The 16,084-nt window shown below is 68.1% G+C and carries 16 protein-coding genes; 9 read left to right on the plus strand and 7 right to left on the minus strand.

Going from position 1 to position 16,084, the window contains the following annotated elements:
• Positions 1 to 41 precede the first annotated feature (41 nt).
• The gene (locus MA876_RS04685; protein WP_248146507.1) at positions 42 to 980 is read right to left on the minus strand and encodes a hypothetical protein; all 939 of its coding nucleotides are present in this window, start codon (positions 978 to 980) and stop codon (positions 42 to 44) included.
• A 456-nt stretch (positions 981 to 1,436) separates the two neighbouring features.
• On the opposite strand from MA876_RS04685, the gene dnaB reads away from it, so the two are divergent.
• The gene (dnaB, locus tag MA876_RS04690; protein WP_248146509.1) at positions 1,437 to 2,810 is read left to right on the plus strand and encodes a replicative DNA helicase; all 1,374 of its coding nucleotides are present in this window, start codon (positions 1,437 to 1,439) and stop codon (positions 2,808 to 2,810) included.
• 137 nt (positions 2,811 to 2,947) lie between these two features.
• On the opposite strand, the gene MA876_RS04695 is transcribed toward dnaB, so the two are convergent.
• Positions 2,948 to 3,802 carry a sigma-70 family RNA polymerase sigma factor gene (locus MA876_RS04695; protein WP_248146511.1) on the minus strand — a complete coding sequence of 285 codons (855 nt, stop codon included), beginning with the start codon at positions 3,800 to 3,802 and terminating at the stop codon, positions 2,948 to 2,950.
• Between the two features lie 76 nt (positions 3,803 to 3,878).
• On the opposite strand from MA876_RS04695, the gene MA876_RS04700 reads away from it, so the two are divergent.
• The gene (locus MA876_RS04700; protein WP_248146513.1) at positions 3,879 to 4,631 is read left to right on the plus strand and encodes an SDR family oxidoreductase; all 753 of its coding nucleotides are present in this window, start codon (positions 3,879 to 3,881) and stop codon (positions 4,629 to 4,631) included.
• Positions 4,632 to 4,656: 25 nt separating this feature from the next.
• On the opposite strand, the gene MA876_RS04705 is transcribed toward MA876_RS04700, so the two are convergent.
• Positions 4,657 to 5,037, minus strand: a complete 381-nt coding sequence (locus MA876_RS04705; protein WP_248146515.1) for a hypothetical protein — start codon at positions 5,035 to 5,037, stop codon at positions 4,657 to 4,659.
• Positions 5,038 to 5,531: 494 nt separating this feature from the next.
• Here MA876_RS04705 and MA876_RS04710 point away from each other — a divergent pair, with 494 nt between their 5' ends.
• From MA876_RS04710 to MA876_RS04730, 6 genes are all read left to right on the plus strand, one after another.
• Entirely contained in the window at positions 5,532 to 6,248 is a 717-nt protein-coding gene (locus tag MA876_RS04710) for a hypothetical protein (protein WP_248146517.1), read from the plus strand.
• Between the two features lie 29 nt (positions 6,249 to 6,277).
• Complete coding sequence (locus MA876_RS04715; RefSeq protein WP_248146519.1) at positions 6,278 to 7,432, plus strand: GTPase; 1,155 nt, start codon at positions 6,278 to 6,280, stop codon at positions 7,430 to 7,432.
• Between the two features lie 118 nt (positions 7,433 to 7,550).
• Complete coding sequence (locus tag MA876_RS18955; RefSeq protein ID WP_275561777.1) at positions 7,551 to 7,673, plus strand: hypothetical protein; 123 nt, start codon at positions 7,551 to 7,553, stop codon at positions 7,671 to 7,673.
• A 55-nt stretch (positions 7,674 to 7,728) separates the two neighbouring features.
• Positions 7,729 to 8,757 (plus strand): NADPH:quinone reductase, encoded by a 1,029-nt coding sequence (locus tag MA876_RS04720; protein ID WP_248146521.1) that lies wholly within the window; start codon positions 7,729 to 7,731, stop codon positions 8,755 to 8,757.
• 77 nt (positions 8,758 to 8,834) lie between these two features.
• Positions 8,835 to 9,956: a serine hydrolase domain-containing protein gene (locus tag MA876_RS04725; protein ID WP_248146523.1), complete on the plus strand. Its 1,122-nt coding sequence runs from the start codon at positions 8,835 to 8,837 to the stop codon at positions 9,954 to 9,956.
• A 49-nt stretch (positions 9,957 to 10,005) separates the two neighbouring features.
• Complete coding sequence (locus MA876_RS04730) at positions 10,006 to 10,569, plus strand: dihydrofolate reductase family protein (RefSeq protein ID WP_248146525.1); 564 nt, start codon at positions 10,006 to 10,008, stop codon at positions 10,567 to 10,569.
• Here MA876_RS04730 and MA876_RS04735 read toward each other — a convergent pair.
• The 3 genes from MA876_RS04735 to MA876_RS04745 all read right to left on the minus strand — a co-directional run bounded on the left by MA876_RS04735 (position 10,551) and on the right by MA876_RS04745 (position 14,506).
• Positions 10,551 to 13,304 carry a hypothetical protein gene (locus MA876_RS04735; protein ID WP_248146527.1) on the minus strand — a complete coding sequence of 918 codons (2,754 nt, stop codon included), beginning with the start codon at positions 13,302 to 13,304 and terminating at the stop codon, positions 10,551 to 10,553. The two genes, MA876_RS04730 and MA876_RS04735, sit on opposite strands and share 19 nt — an antisense overlap.
• Positions 13,305 to 13,415: 111 nt before the next feature.
• The gene (locus tag MA876_RS04740) at positions 13,416 to 13,847 is read right to left on the minus strand and encodes a hypothetical protein (protein WP_248146529.1); all 432 of its coding nucleotides are present in this window, start codon (positions 13,845 to 13,847) and stop codon (positions 13,416 to 13,418) included.
• A gap of 77 nt (positions 13,848 to 13,924) precedes the next feature.
• Positions 13,925 to 14,506: a TetR/AcrR family transcriptional regulator gene (locus MA876_RS04745; RefSeq protein WP_248146531.1), complete on the minus strand. Its 582-nt coding sequence runs from the start codon at positions 14,504 to 14,506 to the stop codon at positions 13,925 to 13,927.
• Between the two features lie 78 nt (positions 14,507 to 14,584).
• Here MA876_RS04745 and MA876_RS04750 point away from each other — a divergent pair, with 78 nt between their 5' ends.
• On the plus strand, positions 14,585 to 15,004 hold the full coding sequence (locus MA876_RS04750; protein ID WP_248146532.1) for a DUF6069 family protein: 420 nt from the start codon (positions 14,585 to 14,587) through the stop codon (positions 15,002 to 15,004).
• Here MA876_RS04750 and MA876_RS04755 read toward each other — a convergent pair whose 3' ends face one another.
• The gene (locus tag MA876_RS04755) at positions 15,005 to 16,039 is read right to left on the minus strand and encodes an endonuclease/exonuclease/phosphatase family protein (RefSeq protein WP_248146534.1); all 1,035 of its coding nucleotides are present in this window, start codon (positions 16,037 to 16,039) and stop codon (positions 15,005 to 15,007) included.
• Positions 16,040 to 16,084 lie beyond the last annotated feature (45 nt).

The raw sequence follows: 16,084 nt of genomic DNA on the forward strand, positions 1-16,084 counted from the left end.
GCGCGGATGCGTGTCGCCCATGGGAGGGCGGAGCGTCCCGATCAATCAGGGGAGACGTCGGTGGATGCTGGAGGCGCCGGAGGCACGCGGTCGTCCGACAGTCCTGCGCGACGCACCCAGGCACGGTGTGCGGCGAGCGGGATCATGGCGACGAGCGCCCAGGCACCGGAACCCGCTCCCGCGGGTCCCGTGGTGGTTGATGACAGCAGGCAGAGTCCTGCTGTGTGAGTCGAGGGGAGGGATGCCGCGGCAGAGGCGTCCGCCGGCGCAGAGGCGGCGGGCATGCGCGTGGAGAGCACCGCGATCATCGCGATCGAGTGGCGCGTGGCTACCGACGCGGCCTCGTGCATGTGCGCTGGCGCCGGGGCGGTCGTCGCCGTCAGCACCGCCTGCGGAGCCGCCGGGGAAGCCGGTGTGCCCGGCACGGCGACGACGGGGTCGGTGATGTCGACGACGGTGTCGAGCGTCGCGCCGAGGGTGTCGTCGAGGGTGGTTCCGACGTCGAGAAGCGCGCGGTCCAGCTGCAGCGAGGAGACGAGGTCGCCGACGAGCGGAATGTCGCTCACGAGCTCCGTCGTGGGCTGTACGACCTCGGAGACGACCGGCTCGACGACGGCCGTGACGACGCCTCCGCCGAGCGTCTCGGCAACGGGTGCGGTCACCGCGGTGACGACGGACCCGACGGTGTCGACGGTCTCGGTGACCGGCTGCTGCACCGGCGCGGGTGCGACGGCGACCACCGAGGTGACGACGTTCGACACGGTTCCACCTACTGCGGAAACGGTGTCGGTGACGGTCGTGGTCGTCGAGTCGAGCAGAGATGTGACGGCACCCAGAAGCCCTGGCTCGTCGTCTTCGGCGGCCTGCGCGTGGCCGGCGCCGAGCCCGAGGACGAGCGAGATGAGGATCCAGGCGAACGCGGTTCCGAGCCCGATCAGGGCGAGGCGCAGGATCCGTTCGAGCGATGGTGCGATGTCCACGTTCACCTCCCCCATACAGAAATGGGCTGCGCTCTCCGGTCGGATCGCGCATCGGGTGCCTGGACCCCTGACGATACGCCGATGGAAGACGGTCGTCCAGAGGGGCGGTGAAAATCGCCGAGATCCCACACCGCAGGAAGACGTTGGAGGATGTGTTCGGACGGTAAGTGTTTTACACAACCCGCCTTTCGGTGGACAAACCTTCAATCCATACTTCAACCGCGTCTGAGTGCACAGGTTGTGGAAAGCAATACGCCTGATCAGAAGTCATTTCGACGGAAGAATCGGCTATCGACCCGCGAGTTCTCCACAGTCGTTGTGCACAGGCTGCTCGGCGTTTCTCGCAATCTCTCCACAGAGTTATCCACAGGCTGTGTTGCAGGTGTCGGACCCCGTCCATAGCGTGGTCTCCGGCAGTCGGGGGGCTGCGCGCAGAGGCGCAGAAAGGGAGTGTGCATGTCGATCGCGGACATCTCCGACGACCGCCTTGGTGGTCCCCGCGAAAACCAACGCACACCACCGCACGACTTCCTTGCGGAGCAGAGCACCCTCGGCGGCATGATGCTGTCGAAGGATGCCGTGGCCGACGTCATCGAGTCGCTGCGCGGTTCGGACTTCTACGTGCCGAAGCACGAGCTGATCTTCGAAGCGATCCTCACGCTCTACTCGCACGGCGAGCCGACCGATGTCGTCGCCGTCACCGACGAGCTCATCAAGACCGGCGAACTGCAGCGCGCCGGCGGCGCCGACTATCTCCACACGCTCACCTCGATCGTGCCGACCGCCGCGAACGCCGGGTACTACGCATCCATCGTCAACGAGCGCGCGCTGCTGCGTCGCCTCGTCGACGCCGGCACGCGCATCGTGCAGATGGGGTACTCCGGCCAGGGTGAAGCACTCGACCTGGTCAACAACGCGCAGGCCGAGATCTACTCGGTCACGGGCGCGGAGGCGGCCGAGGACTACGTGCCACTGACGATCGCGGTGGATGCCGCGGTCGACGAGATCGAGGCAGCTCGTGGCCGCGACGGCCAGATGACCGGCATCCCTACCGGCTTCTCGGGTCTCGACCAGCTGACCAACGGCATGCACCCCGGCCAGATGATCATCATCGCGGCGAGGCCGGCGATGGGTAAGTCGACGCTCGCCCTCGACTTCGCGCGCTCCGCGGCGATCAAGCACGACATGCCCACGATCTTCTTCTCACTCGAAATGGGTCGCAGCGAGATCGCGATGCGCCTGATGAGCGCCGAGGGTTCGATCCCTCTGCAGGCGATGCGCAAGGGCACGCTCGACTCGCGGGACTGGACGACGATCGCCGCGACGCGCGGTCGCATCAACGACGCGCCCCTCTATATAGACGACTCGCCCAACATGACCCTGGTCGAGATCCGCGCCAAGTGCCGCCGGCTCAAGCAGCGCGTGGGGCTCAAGATGGTCGTCATCGATTACCTGCAGCTCATGACCTCGGGCAAGCGCGTCGAGTCGCGCCAGCAAGAGGTCTCGGAGTTCTCGCGCGCACTCAAGCTCCTCGCGAAGGAGCTCGGCGTGCCGGTCGTCGCTCTGTCGCAGCTGAACCGTGGCGCCGAGCAGCGCGCCGACAAGAAGCCCGCACTCTCTGACCTGCGCGAGTCCGGCTCGATCGAGCAGGACGCCGACATGGTCGTGCTGCTGCACCGGGAGGCCGCCTACGAGCGCGACAGCCCCCGCGCGGGCGAGGCCGACCTGATCGTCGCGAAGCACCGTAACGGTCCGACCGACACGATCACGGTCGCCTTCCAGGGCCACTTCTCGCGCTTCACGGATATGGCGCCCGGCGACTTCGGGTAGCTGTAGGTTCCCGATGAATCCTGCGGATTCCACGGCAGTGTGCGGCTGAACGTGCGGGTACGCAGGTCAGCGTGAACGACGCGCGTCGATCGCGGCGCGCAGATGGCTGTTGCAAGTTCCGGGCTGGAATTGCCGACCTAGAGGGTGGCGCCGAGGTCGGCGAGCCGTTGCGGGTCGGCGAGGACGTCGAGGTGGACGATCCGGTCTTCTGCGATGACGAATGCCATCACCGAGACGAGGCGGCCGCACGCGTAGGCCGCGACTCCTGACATCCCGTCGATCAAGACCGGGCGGGAATGCTGAGCGAGCTTCACCGCGAACATCGCCTGGGCGGCGATATCGTCGACGCCCTGAAGGGACTGTATGGTCGCCCCGTAGTCGGCACGCAAGGTGACTTCGGTGTCCAGGAGCGCGAGGATGCGGGTGAGGTCGCCACTGCTGACAGCCGCGAGCCACGCGTCGACGATCACGCGGCCGGCGCGGCGGCCGTCCTGCGGATGCTCGGCGCCGCGCAGCCGTCGACGCGCACGCGAGGTGAGTTGGCGGACGGCATCCGGCGACTTGTCGACGACCGCGGCGACCTCGGTGAACGGCTGGCCGAAGACATCGTGGAGCACGAACGCGATCCGCTCGACCGGGCTGAGCGTCTCCAGCACGACCAGCAGCGCGGTGTTCACCCGATCGGACAGGGCCACCGTGTCGAGCGGATCCTCCGCCGTTCCGGGCTCGTCGTCCCACGCTTCGAGGTGCCACGACCGCTCCCAGGTGCGCCGCGGGGCGCGCAGCAGATCGAGGCAGATCCGTGAGACGACGGTCGTGAGCCACGCGTCGAGGTTGTCGATGCTGTCGGCGTCAGTGCGGGCAAGTCGGAACCACGCCTCCTGCACGGCATCGTCCGCGTCCGACTCCGATCCGAGCAGCCGCACCGCCATCCGCCGCATTCGCGGCCGCGCGGCCTCGAATCGCTCCACAACCTCCACAGGGTCGACCATGTCACATCCTCCCGTCCGTGCTCGTCATTTGATTGACGAGCACGCCGACCGCGGTGTGACACCGAGGAGAGACTTCATGACCCGCATCCTGATCACCGGCGGCACCGGCACTATCGGCCGCCGCGTCGTCCCCCTGCTCGCAGGTAGGGCCGACACCGTTCGCGTCGCCTCCAGGCGGCCGGCCACGCACCCCGATCCCGGCATCGAATGGATGCCGGTGGACACCGTGCGAGGCACGGGACTCGACCAAGCGGTGACCGATATCGACACCGTTCTGCATCTGGCCGGTGGAGCGAACGGTGACGACACCGGCACACGCAACACCGTGCATGCGGCGCACGAAGCCGGGATTGATCACGTCGTGCTCATCTCGGTCGTCGGTGCGGATCGGATGCCAATCGGCTACTTCCGACGCAAAGCCTCGTCAGAGCGGATCGTCGAAGAGTCCGGCATCCCGCACACGATCATCCGCGTCGCACAGCTCCATCAGTTCGTGCATCCGATCGCCCGGACCCTGTCGCGCCTGCGACTCGCACCACGCGGCCTCCGATTCGAGCCGGTTGACGTCGACCGCGTCGCAGAGCGCCTGGCAGAGCTCGTGACATCACCGGCCGCGGGAAAGGTCGGCGACCTCGCCGGGCCGGAAGTGCTCTCCGCGCACGATCTCGTCATGCAGTACCGGGCACAGCAGGGCAAGCGCGGCGGGTTGATCGCCTTAGGCATTCCCGGCGCCGTCGGACGTGCGTACACCGCAGGAGACAACCTCGCCCAGGATCCCGACCGTGGAGTGGTCACCTGGCGCGACTACCTCGACGTGTCGACCACCTAGTTCGACGCGGCGACAGCCGAAGGAGTCACGTCGAAATCGACACCCACACGCAGAGGCCACCCGCGATCAAGAAGAAGACCCACGACGGGTGCCTACCCCGCGTGAACAAGAGGGGAAGGACCGCGCACGCGAAGCAGGTGATTCCTATCGTGAGCACGATCCCTCGGATCCCGGTCCCTGCCGCGATATCGACCAGCACGGCGGCGAAACCCAACCCCAGAACACTCGTGATGTGCCACGCGAACCGGACGACGCCGACCGTACGACTTCGATCACCCAATAACGGCGGCAGATCGTCACGTGTCGACAGCGGCACGATCAGGAAGCGCTCGCCCAGACACGAGTGCAGCAGCATCAGCAACCCAAGCACCACCGCGGCCGAAACCAGCACGGAGGTCGTGAGCACGGGCCCAGCATAGACGTCGCGTGAATCCGGCCCCGACGTCCGGTGCGGGCTCCGAGTCGCACGCCACGAACGGACTGACGCGGAGGAACCTGCACGATGACAGCGATCCGACCGGTACCGGCGCGGCGGACTCTCACGCTCTGGCCACGCTCGCCGTGTAGGAATACGCAAAGTAGCGCGAACAGATCTCGCGAACAGGGACGCAAACTAGCGGGGATTCAGAGCCATTTCACGCATGGTCGATCGGGATCCGACAGTAGCAATCGTCGCCCGCCGACTCCATCTGCGGTAGCGAAGTGCGTCGGCACGGTGTCTCCGAAGCTCGCGGTCCCCGAGGGCGTGAGCTAGTCAGTCGCACTCAGCGCGGCGCGAGTCCCTAGAGTGTGGCCATGCCCTGTTCGTCGCTTCCTCTCTCGTAAGGCTTGGCGCGACCGATCCCTCGAGGGCTCCTCATTCATTCCCGTCCGTCCGAACCCCCGGGTACGTTCGCCACGATGGCGCGGAGGCTGCAGCATCCGTCTCCGGCGTGTGAAGCTCGACCCGATCCGACACCGCCGGCCATCCCACGCACCCACCACACGAGGAACGAACTGATGACCACAACCACCCCGACTCCACGGCGTCGAACGCCGATCTGGGCCGTCGTTCTGCTGATCGTCCTCGTGGGAGGTGTCGCCGCGATCGCGGGGATCGCTTTGGGCATGCTGTTCGGTCCTCAGCAGACCGCGACCAGGTCGGAAGTTGTCAAGTACGTGCTCCCGCAACAGAAGGTCGCACTCGCCAGCCTTCGAATAGAAGGCGTGGAAAGGGTGAAGAAGGACGGCGAGATCTTCGGGATCCCGGTCGACGCTGCGGACAGGATGAAGTACCTGATCTACAGCTTCGACGCCAACGTCGGGCTCGACGGCGCGCGGGTGCGTGTCGACCAGACGGGCGATCACACCTACCTCGCGTCGGTCCCGGCGTTCGATTTCCTGAGCCACAGCAACATCCACTTCGAAGACCCGATCGACGACGATGGCCTGCTCGCGTTTCTGACCGACGAGATCAGCCAGAGCGAGATGACGAATCGCATCCTCAGTGACGAGAACAAGGCCGAGTACGTGACGAGCAGCATCGACACACTGAAGAGCCAGACGGAGGCCTTTTACGGAGGCATCGTCACTTCCGTTGACCCGGACGCCGATCTGACCTTCGAGTTCGCGAAATGACCGCCGCCGCCAACCCGGAGGAGCCCGCCATGACCGACGACCCGGTTGTCACGCCCGAGGACGGCGAGCAGGAGTTCCTCTCCGCGACCAACCAGGCGAAGTCGAAGTACGGCCGGTTCAACCTCGCGATCATCGGCGGCTCGGGCGTCGGCAAGTCCTCGCTCGTCAACGCGGTCTTCGGGCGTGACTGGGCGAAGACCGGCAAGGGGCTGCCCGTCACGCGCGGCGTGCAGTACTTCCACGACGAGACGCTCGGCATCTGGGATGTCGAGGGGTTCGAGATCGGATCGTCCGTGCCGCCGCGCGAGCAGCTGCGTGCGCACCTCGAGACGATCAAGACGCATCCCGCCGACACGCAGATCGCCGTCGTCTGGTACTGCATCAAAGCCACGGACGACCGCCTCACGCCCGCCGACATAGAGATGATCCGAGAGCTCGCCGCGGACGGGCTACCGGTCGTGCTCGTCCTCACGAAGGTCGACTGGAGCAAGAACCCGATCACGGGCGCCCGCGGTGTGGCGAAAGACCTCGAGTCGTTCGTCGAGTGGCTCGAAGAGCCCGTGGATGAGAACGGCGAGCCCCTCAGCATCCCGTACGAACGCGTCATCCTCACCTCTACCCGCGACAAGCACGGAAAGGGCAAGGGGCACGGCCTCGGTGAGCTCGTGGCCGAGACCCTCTCCCTCTCGCCGGAAAACGAGAAGGACGCCTTTCGCATCGCACAGCGACTCAACCTCCCGTGGAAGCGCGAGATGGCCCGGCCGATCATCGCGGCAGCTTCCGCCGCTGCCGGAGCAGCCGCAGCCGTCCCCGTTCCCGTTGCAGATGCCGCGGTTCTGGCGCCGATCCAGCTCGGAATGATGGGGCGCATTGCCGCGATCTACGACCTCGACATCAAGGTCATGCTCTCGGCCGGTGCGCTCGCGCAACTCGGCGTGCAGATCACGGGGCAGGCGCTCGCGCGCAGCTTCCTCAAGGTGATCCCCGTCGCCGGCAGTGTCATCAGCGCCGGCGTCGCGCTGTCGCTGACGGCCGCGACAGGCGAAGCCTGGATGCGCCTATGCGAGCAAGTGCATACCGGCAAGATCGACCCGGCCAAGATCGGCGAGGCGTGGGGTCAGTTCGCTCCCTCTGTCCTGGACGTGGGCAAGAAGTGGGCCGAGCAGAAGGTCGCCAAGAGCTGAAGCGTAAACGAGTACAAACGTCTATAAACCGATCCAACGGGAGCATGGGCGTTGCGATTCCAGATCGGACTGCTCAACCCCGACGACGTGATCACCGCGTTGGGCCGGCCGTGGCGAAGTGGACTTCGCGCTGCCGTACTTGCGCGACTACCTCAGAAAGCACACCGTGACGGATGCCGCGGGACGTCTCGCCCCGCTGTCGGCGCTCCCGCCGCCGCCCGACATGGAGGACGTGACATGAAGGGAATCGAGAGCCCGCCGGGAATCATCCCTCAGTCCCCGTCGTTCGCGTAGGCATGCGTGCGATCGTCTACACCGAGCCCGGTGCGTCCTCCGTCCTCTCCCTCGTCGACCGTGAGGTGGCCGATCCCGGTCCCGGCGAGGTGCGGGTGAAGGTCGCCGTTTCAGGCGTCAACCCGACCGACTGGAAGGCGCGCTCTGGCGGCGGGTCGCGCACGCAGTTCGACGAGACGGTGCCGAATCAGGATGGCGCGGGCACGATCGATGCCCTCGGTCCGGAGGTCTCGGGACTCCAGGTGGGAGACCGCGTCTGGATGTTCCTCGCGCAGTACGAGCGCCCGACGGGCACCGCGCAGGAGTACGTGAACGTGCCCGCTTCGCGTGTCGCTCCGCTTCCGGACGGCGTCGGGTTCGAGATCGGCGCGAGCCTCGGGGTTCCCGCGATGACCGCGCACCGCGCCCTCACCGTGCACGAGTACGGCCCGGCGCGGCTCGAGCCGGGTGCGCTCGACGGGCGCACGGTGCTCGTCGCCGGCGGTGCCGGAGCGGTCGGGCACGCCGCGATCCAGCTCGCGCGCTGGGCGGGTGCGACAGTCATCACGACCGTGAGCAGCCGCGAGAAGGCCGCGCTGGCAGAGGCCGCCGGCGCGCACCACGTCGTGGACTACACCGACGACGATGCCGCCGACCAGATCGCGAAGCTCGCGCCGGCCGGTGTCGATCAGATCGTCGAGGTCGCGCCGGCCGCGAACATCGACCTGGATGTCCGGGTTGCGGCGAACCACACGAGCATCGCGTACTACGCGAACGAGCGCGGGGAGGCGGCATCCGTCCCCGTCCTCGCCGCCTTCGCGAAGAACATCCGCTATCAGGGACTGCTCGTCTACACCGTCGGTGCGGAGGCGTGGGCCGCAGCGGCCGAGGATGTGACGCGCGCGCTCGCCGACGGCGCACTGCCGGTGGGCGAGGAGGCGGGGCTGCCGCTCACGTGGTTCGACCTCGCCGACACCGCGTCGGCGCACGACGCCGTCGAGAACGGCGCCATCGGCAAGGTGCTGATCAGGGTCTCCGACAGCGCGAGCTGAGCCCTCCGGCCAGCCGAAAACGGCCAGCGCGGTAGCGGCATCCATCCCGCGATTCAACTCCTGCGGTACCGTCCGGTATGACCGACACAGGTGCGCGGCTCGAGCAACTCCTGGAGGACTACGTCGAGCGCGGCGTGATCCCGGGCGCCGTGGCGGCCGTCGGCGACGACGTCGTCGCGGTGGGCGCGGCATCCACAGGCGGACCGCCGATGCAGACCGACGCGATCTTCCGCATCCAGTCCATGACGAAGGCGGTGACGAGCGTCGCGGCGCTGCGGTTCGTCGAAGAGGGGCGCATCGGGCTCGAGGACGCGATCGACGAATGGATGCCGGAACTCGCGCAGCGCCGCGTGCTGCGCACCCCGACCGCCCAGCTCGACGACAGCGTTCCCGCGTCGCGACCGATCACGCTGCGACATCTGCTGACGAACACGAGCGGCTACGGGTCGATCATGGTCGAATCACCGCTGGCCCGCGCGATGACCGAGAACGGCACGGAAGGCGGTCCGCAGTCGCCCGAGCTCGACGCGGAGGAGTGGCTGAGACGCATCGCGACCCTTCCGCTCGCGTTCCAGCCGGGTGAGGGGTGGCGGTACCACCACTCGTTCGCGATCCTCGGCATCCTGCTGTCGCGGCTCGCCGGCGCGCCGCTCGGAGAACACCTGCGACGAGTGATCTTCGACCCGCTCGGGATGCCCGACACCGACTTCTCGATTCCGATGGAGAAGGCGCACAGGCTCCCGCCGGCATACCGAGACGTCGACGGAGAGCTCGTCGAGACCGAACCGGCAGGCGCCGGGTTCTCCGTCGGCCCGCCCCCGTTCGATGTGAGTCATGGCGAGCTCGTGTCGACCGCGGCGGACTTCATGCGGTTCGAGCGGATGCTGGCTCGTGGCGGCGACGGCATCGTCTCGCCCGAGCACCTGCGCCTTATGACGACCGACCAGGTGCCCGATCGCGTCAAGACCGACGACAGCTTCTTCCCCGGATTCTGGAGCGGGACCGGCTGGGGCTTCGGGGTCGCCGTCGTGACCGCGGGCGAGCACCGCGGTCGCTACGGCTGGTCAGGCGGACAGGGGACCGACTTCTACGTCGATCCCGACGGCACGCCCGCCGTCCTGCTCACGCAGGTCGAGATGGGCGGGACGATCATGCCGCTCCTCTCCGAGTTTCAGTCGGTGCGCGACGACCGGAGGTGAACCGGACAACCCCCTGTCTCAACGGCCGTCGCCGCCATACGCTGGGCCGATGGAAGAGATGGAACCCCAGACCGCATCCGGCAAGGTGCTCTGGCACTTCACGATGTCGCTGGACGGGTTCGTCGCGGGGCCGGGTCATTCGATGGACTGGATGCAGGGCATCGAAGAGGCCGGCGATCGCGACATCGTAGCCGAGTACGTCGCGACGACGGGCGCCGTTCTCGGCGGACGGGACGGATGGGATGCCTTCCCCGACGCGAGTATGACGTACGGCGGCCGCTGGAGCGGCGCGACCTTCGTGCTCACGCACCATCCCGAAGACGCGGCCCCTTCGCCGGGCGTGACGTTCCTCGACTGCGATGTCGCCGAGGCCGTGCGGATCGCACTGGATGCCGCGGGCGGCAAGAACGTTGAAGTGCTCTCGCCGACGATCGGCAAGCAGCTCCTCGAACGGGGGCTCCTCGACGAGATGGACATCCACGTCGCTCCGGTGCTGCTCGGCGACGGCATCCGTCTCTACGACAACCCCGGAGGTTCGCCGGTCGCGCTCACCCTCCTGAACGGCGGGCCGAGCCGCGTCGAGGTGGGACTCCGTTACCGCCCGGTGCGCTGACGGACCAGCTCCTCCGTGAGCGGATCGGCGTCGGCCGGGTCGAGGTGCCGGTCGGCGAGCTGCTCGAGGGGATCCCGCGCCACGCTCGTTCCACCGAGCCCCGGCCCCGGGCGAGCGCCGGCGGAGAGCAGGCGGCGCAGGAGCGGGAGGTCGCCGGCGCTGAGCGTCGGATTCTGGAACAGTACGTTCACCGGGGTGAGGTGCGAGAGCTGGATCGAGGCGTCCACACCGTTCTCGAGAAGGAGGAATGCGATCTCGCGCCGGTGGCGGGGATTCGGATTCGCAAGCGCGGCGTCCAGGAAGTAGCGGCGGTCGGGCATTCCCGTCGCGACGTCGAGGAACTCGTTGAGTGATCCGGTGAGCGCGCGCTCGTGCCGATCGCCCAAGCGCGCGAAGCCCTGCGCGATCTCGTCGTGCTCGGGCATCCGGTCCAGGAGGTGGCGTGCGTACTGCGGGTCGGAGAAGAGGTCGGGCGTGAACTCGTTGCCGACGACCCACGCCCACAGCAGCTGCCCGACTCCGAGCGTCGTCGACGTGAGGGCCGTCCAGGGGTCGGCAGCGGTGCGCAGGCGGCGGATCATGCCGTCGCTCGCGCGCCAGTCGTAGGTGTCGAACCAGAGCACGGCCCGCGCGGCGGGCAGCGAGCGACCGGTGTCCGCGTCGGTGACCACGCCGAAGAGCCCACGGGAATCGCGATCGGCCACGAGTGACATCAGGTCGGCGGGCACGCCGGCGAAGAGGTCCACTTGGTCGTCGAAGGACGGCGCCGCGGCATCCTGCGCCACAGGGAACGAGAGCAGGAGCGCCCGCCCGTCGTGGGTGAAGTGCCACACCCAGAAGTGATCGCCGGCGCGCAGACGTCCGCGCCGCGCGCGGGGCACGAGGTCGGACCCCCGCAGCGGCGGACCGCTCCAAGCGATCTCGTCGGGCGGGGGCACGGTCGAGGTCAGCGTCGCTACCTCGCCGAGCACCCGAGCACGGCGACGGAGTTCCCACATGCTGGTGCCGCGCATCACGTCGAGCACGGCGTCAGCCGGCGCGATCAACAGGATCGCCTGCGGTTCCTCGTCGTAGGACGCATCGGGGATGCCGGCGAGGAGCAGCACGGCGTGACCGTTCACCCACCACATCGGGGCGGACATCAGGCCGGTGCCGCGCATCACGCGAGCCACCGGCGACCGGCGCATCTGCCCGGTCTGGGGATCGTCGCCGCTGACGGACCCCGCGCGACCCCACCTCGTCTCCATCGCGGCCGAGAGACCGTCGACCCAGTCGCGCAGGATGTCGACGGTCCAGGGCTCCGACTTCGCGACGACGGCGCGGAGGATGCGGCCGTCGAGCACGCTCAAGGTCCGGCCGCCGACGCGGAACCCATCGACGCCCTCAGCCCGATCGGGGTCGGTGTCCCACCACAGCTCCGACGCGCGCTCGATCTGGTCGACCATCTCGTCGTGGCTCACATCACGCGGAAGTCCGTAGCCGAGGCGCTCGCCGACCGGCGGCCGCGGCTGCTCGGGAACGGGGCACGCCGCGAAGACGCGCTCGATGTACGCACGGCGCTCCTCGTCGACGCCGCCCGTGAAGTCCTCGGCGACGAGAGCGCCACCGAGCCGATACGGGCGACGAACGGCTCGCGCGAAGCCGAAGTCATCCATCCCGAACACGTTGAGGGCCCCGATCTCGAGCATGCTCGCGGGGACGCGCCAGTGCTCGCCGTCGAACCACGCGAGGCCCGAGATGATCGGCAGCGGCCTGTCGCCCAGCATCCGGAACTCCAGCTCGTGCTGTGCGGGATGCCCGTCCACCGTCTCGGCGGGGGCAGCGATGAGCTCGCGAAGATCCGCGGGCACGCCGTCGAGCATGCGCGCGATGAGAATCAGCCGCGCCTCCTCGCGATCGGTATCGCCGTCGCCGGGTTCCTCGGTCAACTGATCGGCGATCAGCTGGTCCGCCGCCGCGGTGACGAACTCCGACTGCGGGTCCTGCAGGACGACCAGCATCCGTCCGTCGTCGGCGAACGTCCACACCGACGTCGTGCCGTCCTTCGCGCGCAGTCCGAGGCGCGAGGCCTCGAGGACCGCATCGCGCACGCGGACTTCGCCCTGCCCGAACATCGCGCTCAGCAACCACGCGCGCCGGCGCAGCTCGAGCGGGTGCTCGCCGTGCATGAGCAGGTCGTGCACGGTGATCTCGTCATCGGCGAGCACTGCCAGTCCGCCCATCGCATACTCGCGCGGCATGACGGCCATCACCTGGCGCAGCGCGCTCGTCACGGGCTCGTCGGCCCACCCCGACAGCAGGGCGCAGGTGAACTCGCCGCGGTCCCAGACTTCGGCCTCGTCGAAGCCGACCGCGACCATCATGTAATCGAGAATGCCCTCGGGCTCCTTCGAGACGCCGACGAGCCTCGGCGGGCGAACCTGGGGCGCGCCCCACGTCTCGACGAGCACCCGGTGCACGTCCTCGACCGACCGCAGCGCGACCTCGGCGTACTCTGCCGGCGACAGGGGGTGGTTCTGCGCCGAGTACTCGTCGGGGTCGTAGCCGCCGAGGGGGACGAGCCACACGCCCTGCGCGACATCGACCTCGACGCCTTCGAAGACGAATTCGGCATCGGCGGGGTCATCGGCGAGGCGGGCGAGCAGTCGATCGAGGAAACCCGGCACACTCTCGGCACCCCCGGGCGGCAGATAGACGGGAAGGTCGTCGTCGTCCGGCTCGGTGCTGTGTGACATGCGCTCCCTCTCGATGGGTGCATCCATTCTCACCCGGGCGCCCGTGTGCCGGAGGAGCCGATCGACAGCACCGAGCCGATGGAGCTGGTCGAGCCCCCGGATGCGGGTGGATCAGGAGGCCGGCGCGGCCTTCTTCACGAGCTCGGTGACGCGCTTCTTCGTCTCGGGCGTGAGCTTCAGCAGCGCGAAGGCCGACGGCCACATGTCCCCGTCGTCGAGCTGCGCAGGCTGCTCGAATCCGAGGGTCGAGTAGCGGGTCTTGAACTTGCTCGCCGGCTGCACGAAGACCACGATCTTGCCCTCCTCATTGGCCCAGCCCGGCATCCCGTAGTACGTCTTCGGCACGAGGTGCGGGGCGACGTCGGTCACGATGTCGTGCACGCCCTTCGCGAGCTTCTGGTCGGCGGCGTCGAGCTTCTCGATCGCCTCGAGCACGGCCTTGAGCCCCGCTTGGCGGTTCTTTCCCGCCTTCTCCTGAGCGCGGAGCTCCTTGGCGCGTTCCTTTACCGCGTCGCGTTCTTCCTTCGACAGGCCCTCGGCCATCATGCACGTCCTTTCGTTGTGACCCGAGTCACGCTACGGGCGATGCATGCCGCGCGCTTCTCCGATCCTGATCGGTTTCACGACCCGGCGGTGAGCGAGGGGATCAGCACGCGGTCGACGAGTTCGACGGCCTCGTCGTCGGTGAGGGCGCGCCCCGCCGTCGTGAGGCTGCGGAAGGCGAGGGCGGGCAGGATCGTCGCGACGAGTTCGAGGGGCGCGTCGGCGGTGAGGATGCCGCGCTCCACCGCGCGCGCCAGCACGCGGTTCAGCACCTGGACGGGAGGGCGTCCGACCGACGCGGCGGCGGCTTCGCGCAGCGCGGGATCGTTCTTCGACTCGAGCAGGACGTGCGCGAGGATGCGGGCCGAGCGCTCGTCCCTTCCCGAGTAGTGGCGCGCGCAGAGGAGCAGGTCTTCGCGCAGCGATCCCGTGTCGGGAACGTCGGGTGCGCGGTACAGGCGCTGCACGGCGGCGACGATGAGCTCGGTCTTGCCGTTCCACCGCCGGTAGATGGCGGCCTTGCCGCAACCGGCTGCGCGGGCGACGGCATCCAGCGTCATCGTCGTCGGCCCCTCGGCGGCCAGAAGGTCGGCCGTCGCGCGCAGGATCGCCTCGTCGACGTCGGGATCGCGGGGACGACCGGCGGCCGGAGAACTCATGCGATCACTTTACATTTCGAGACCGAGGAGTATCGTAAACGATTACGGAACCCTCCAGTATCGGAATAGGAGAACGTCATGACCGCAGCATCCGCCACCCAGTCCACGTCCACCGGTGCGCGTGCTGGCATCCTCGTCGCGACCGTCGCGGTCGCCGTCGCCCTCAACGCACTCGTCGCCGCCATCGCGACCGCGGCGGGCGCCCCCGCGTCGTGGGCACCGCTCACCCTGCCCGTCTTCGGGGCCTTCACCGTCGTGCCTCTCGTGATCGGCTGGTTCGCGTGGCGCTTCGTCGCCCAGCGCGTGCGCAATCCTCGTCGCACGATGCCGATGCTCGCGCTCGCCGTGCTCGTGCTGTCGTTCATCCCCGACATCGTGCTGCTCGCGACCGGCTTCATCCCCGGCACGACGACGGCAGGAGTGATCGCACTCATGACCATGCACGTCGTCGTGATCGGCACGGCGGTCGCCGGCTACACGCTGGCATCGCGTCGCTGATCAGAGCCTCTTGACGGGCCTGTACGCGAACCGCACCTTCACGACGCCGTGATCGCCGGTGCCGTCGAGCTTGTGGTCCTCGCTGTTGAGGTGGTCGTTGTTGATGGTGAGGCCGTCGAAGAGCCACAGGCGCCGCTCGCTGTGGTCGTAGAACTGCTCACTCACGAGCACGTGGTCGAGCGATTCGCGCAGATCGTCGTGCACGTGCGTGTAGTAGACGTCACGGGTGTCGCGGTACTCCTGCAGCGTCTGTGCTGTGTACAGGCCGATGTCGGCACCGCCCCTCGACTCGCCGACGAGATAGCGCGGCTGCTCGGTGAGGATGTTGAGCGTGTTGCTGTGCTGCCCGTCGTTCAGGTCGCCGAGCACGATGACGGGTGTCACCGTGCCCTTCATGACGTCGGTCAGCAGCACGCGCAGCGCCGTCGCCTCGGCCGTCCGCTGGATCGTCGCGAGCGCGGACCCGAGCGCCGTGACGTGCGGCTTATAGGTCTCGGGATCCTGCTGGTACCAGACCTCGGTGTCGATCCGGATCGGCAGCTTCGACTTCAGGTGCGCGACGAACACTTCGGCGTGCGGATGATCGTCGCGCAGCGCGATCGACATGCGCAGCACGGGCCGCGAGAACCGCGGCACGTTGACGTAGATCCCCGGCGACTGCGGATCCATCGGCGTCGTCGACTGCAGCCGCATCGCCTCGGGGAACGTGTCGACCCAGACGGGGTCGGCCGCCCGCAGTCCGTGCTTGACGAGCGCCGCGCAGATGATGCGGTCGCCGTCGGCGGGCGAGGCGATGAGCTCGTAGGTCTGATCGAGCCCGGATGCCGCGAGCACATCCGCCATCGCCTGGCGGTGCCAGAGCTCCTGCAGGCCTACGACATCGGCATCCAGCGTCTTGAGCTGCGAACCGATCCACGTGAGCTTGCGTGCGTACTCATCCGCCGTCCACGGCGTCTGCCCGGGATTCATCCGCTCACCCGGCAGCTGCAGGTTGTACAGATTGAACGTCGCGACGCTGAAGTTCTTGCGGTTCATGGGGCGATCCTCCTCTCGCACAGAGCGCGGGGCCAGAGCCGCTGA

It is taken from the genome of Microbacterium aoyamense, from assembly GCF_023155855.1.
Lineage (GTDB): Bacteria > Actinomycetota > Actinomycetes > Actinomycetales > Microbacteriaceae > Microbacterium > Microbacterium aoyamense.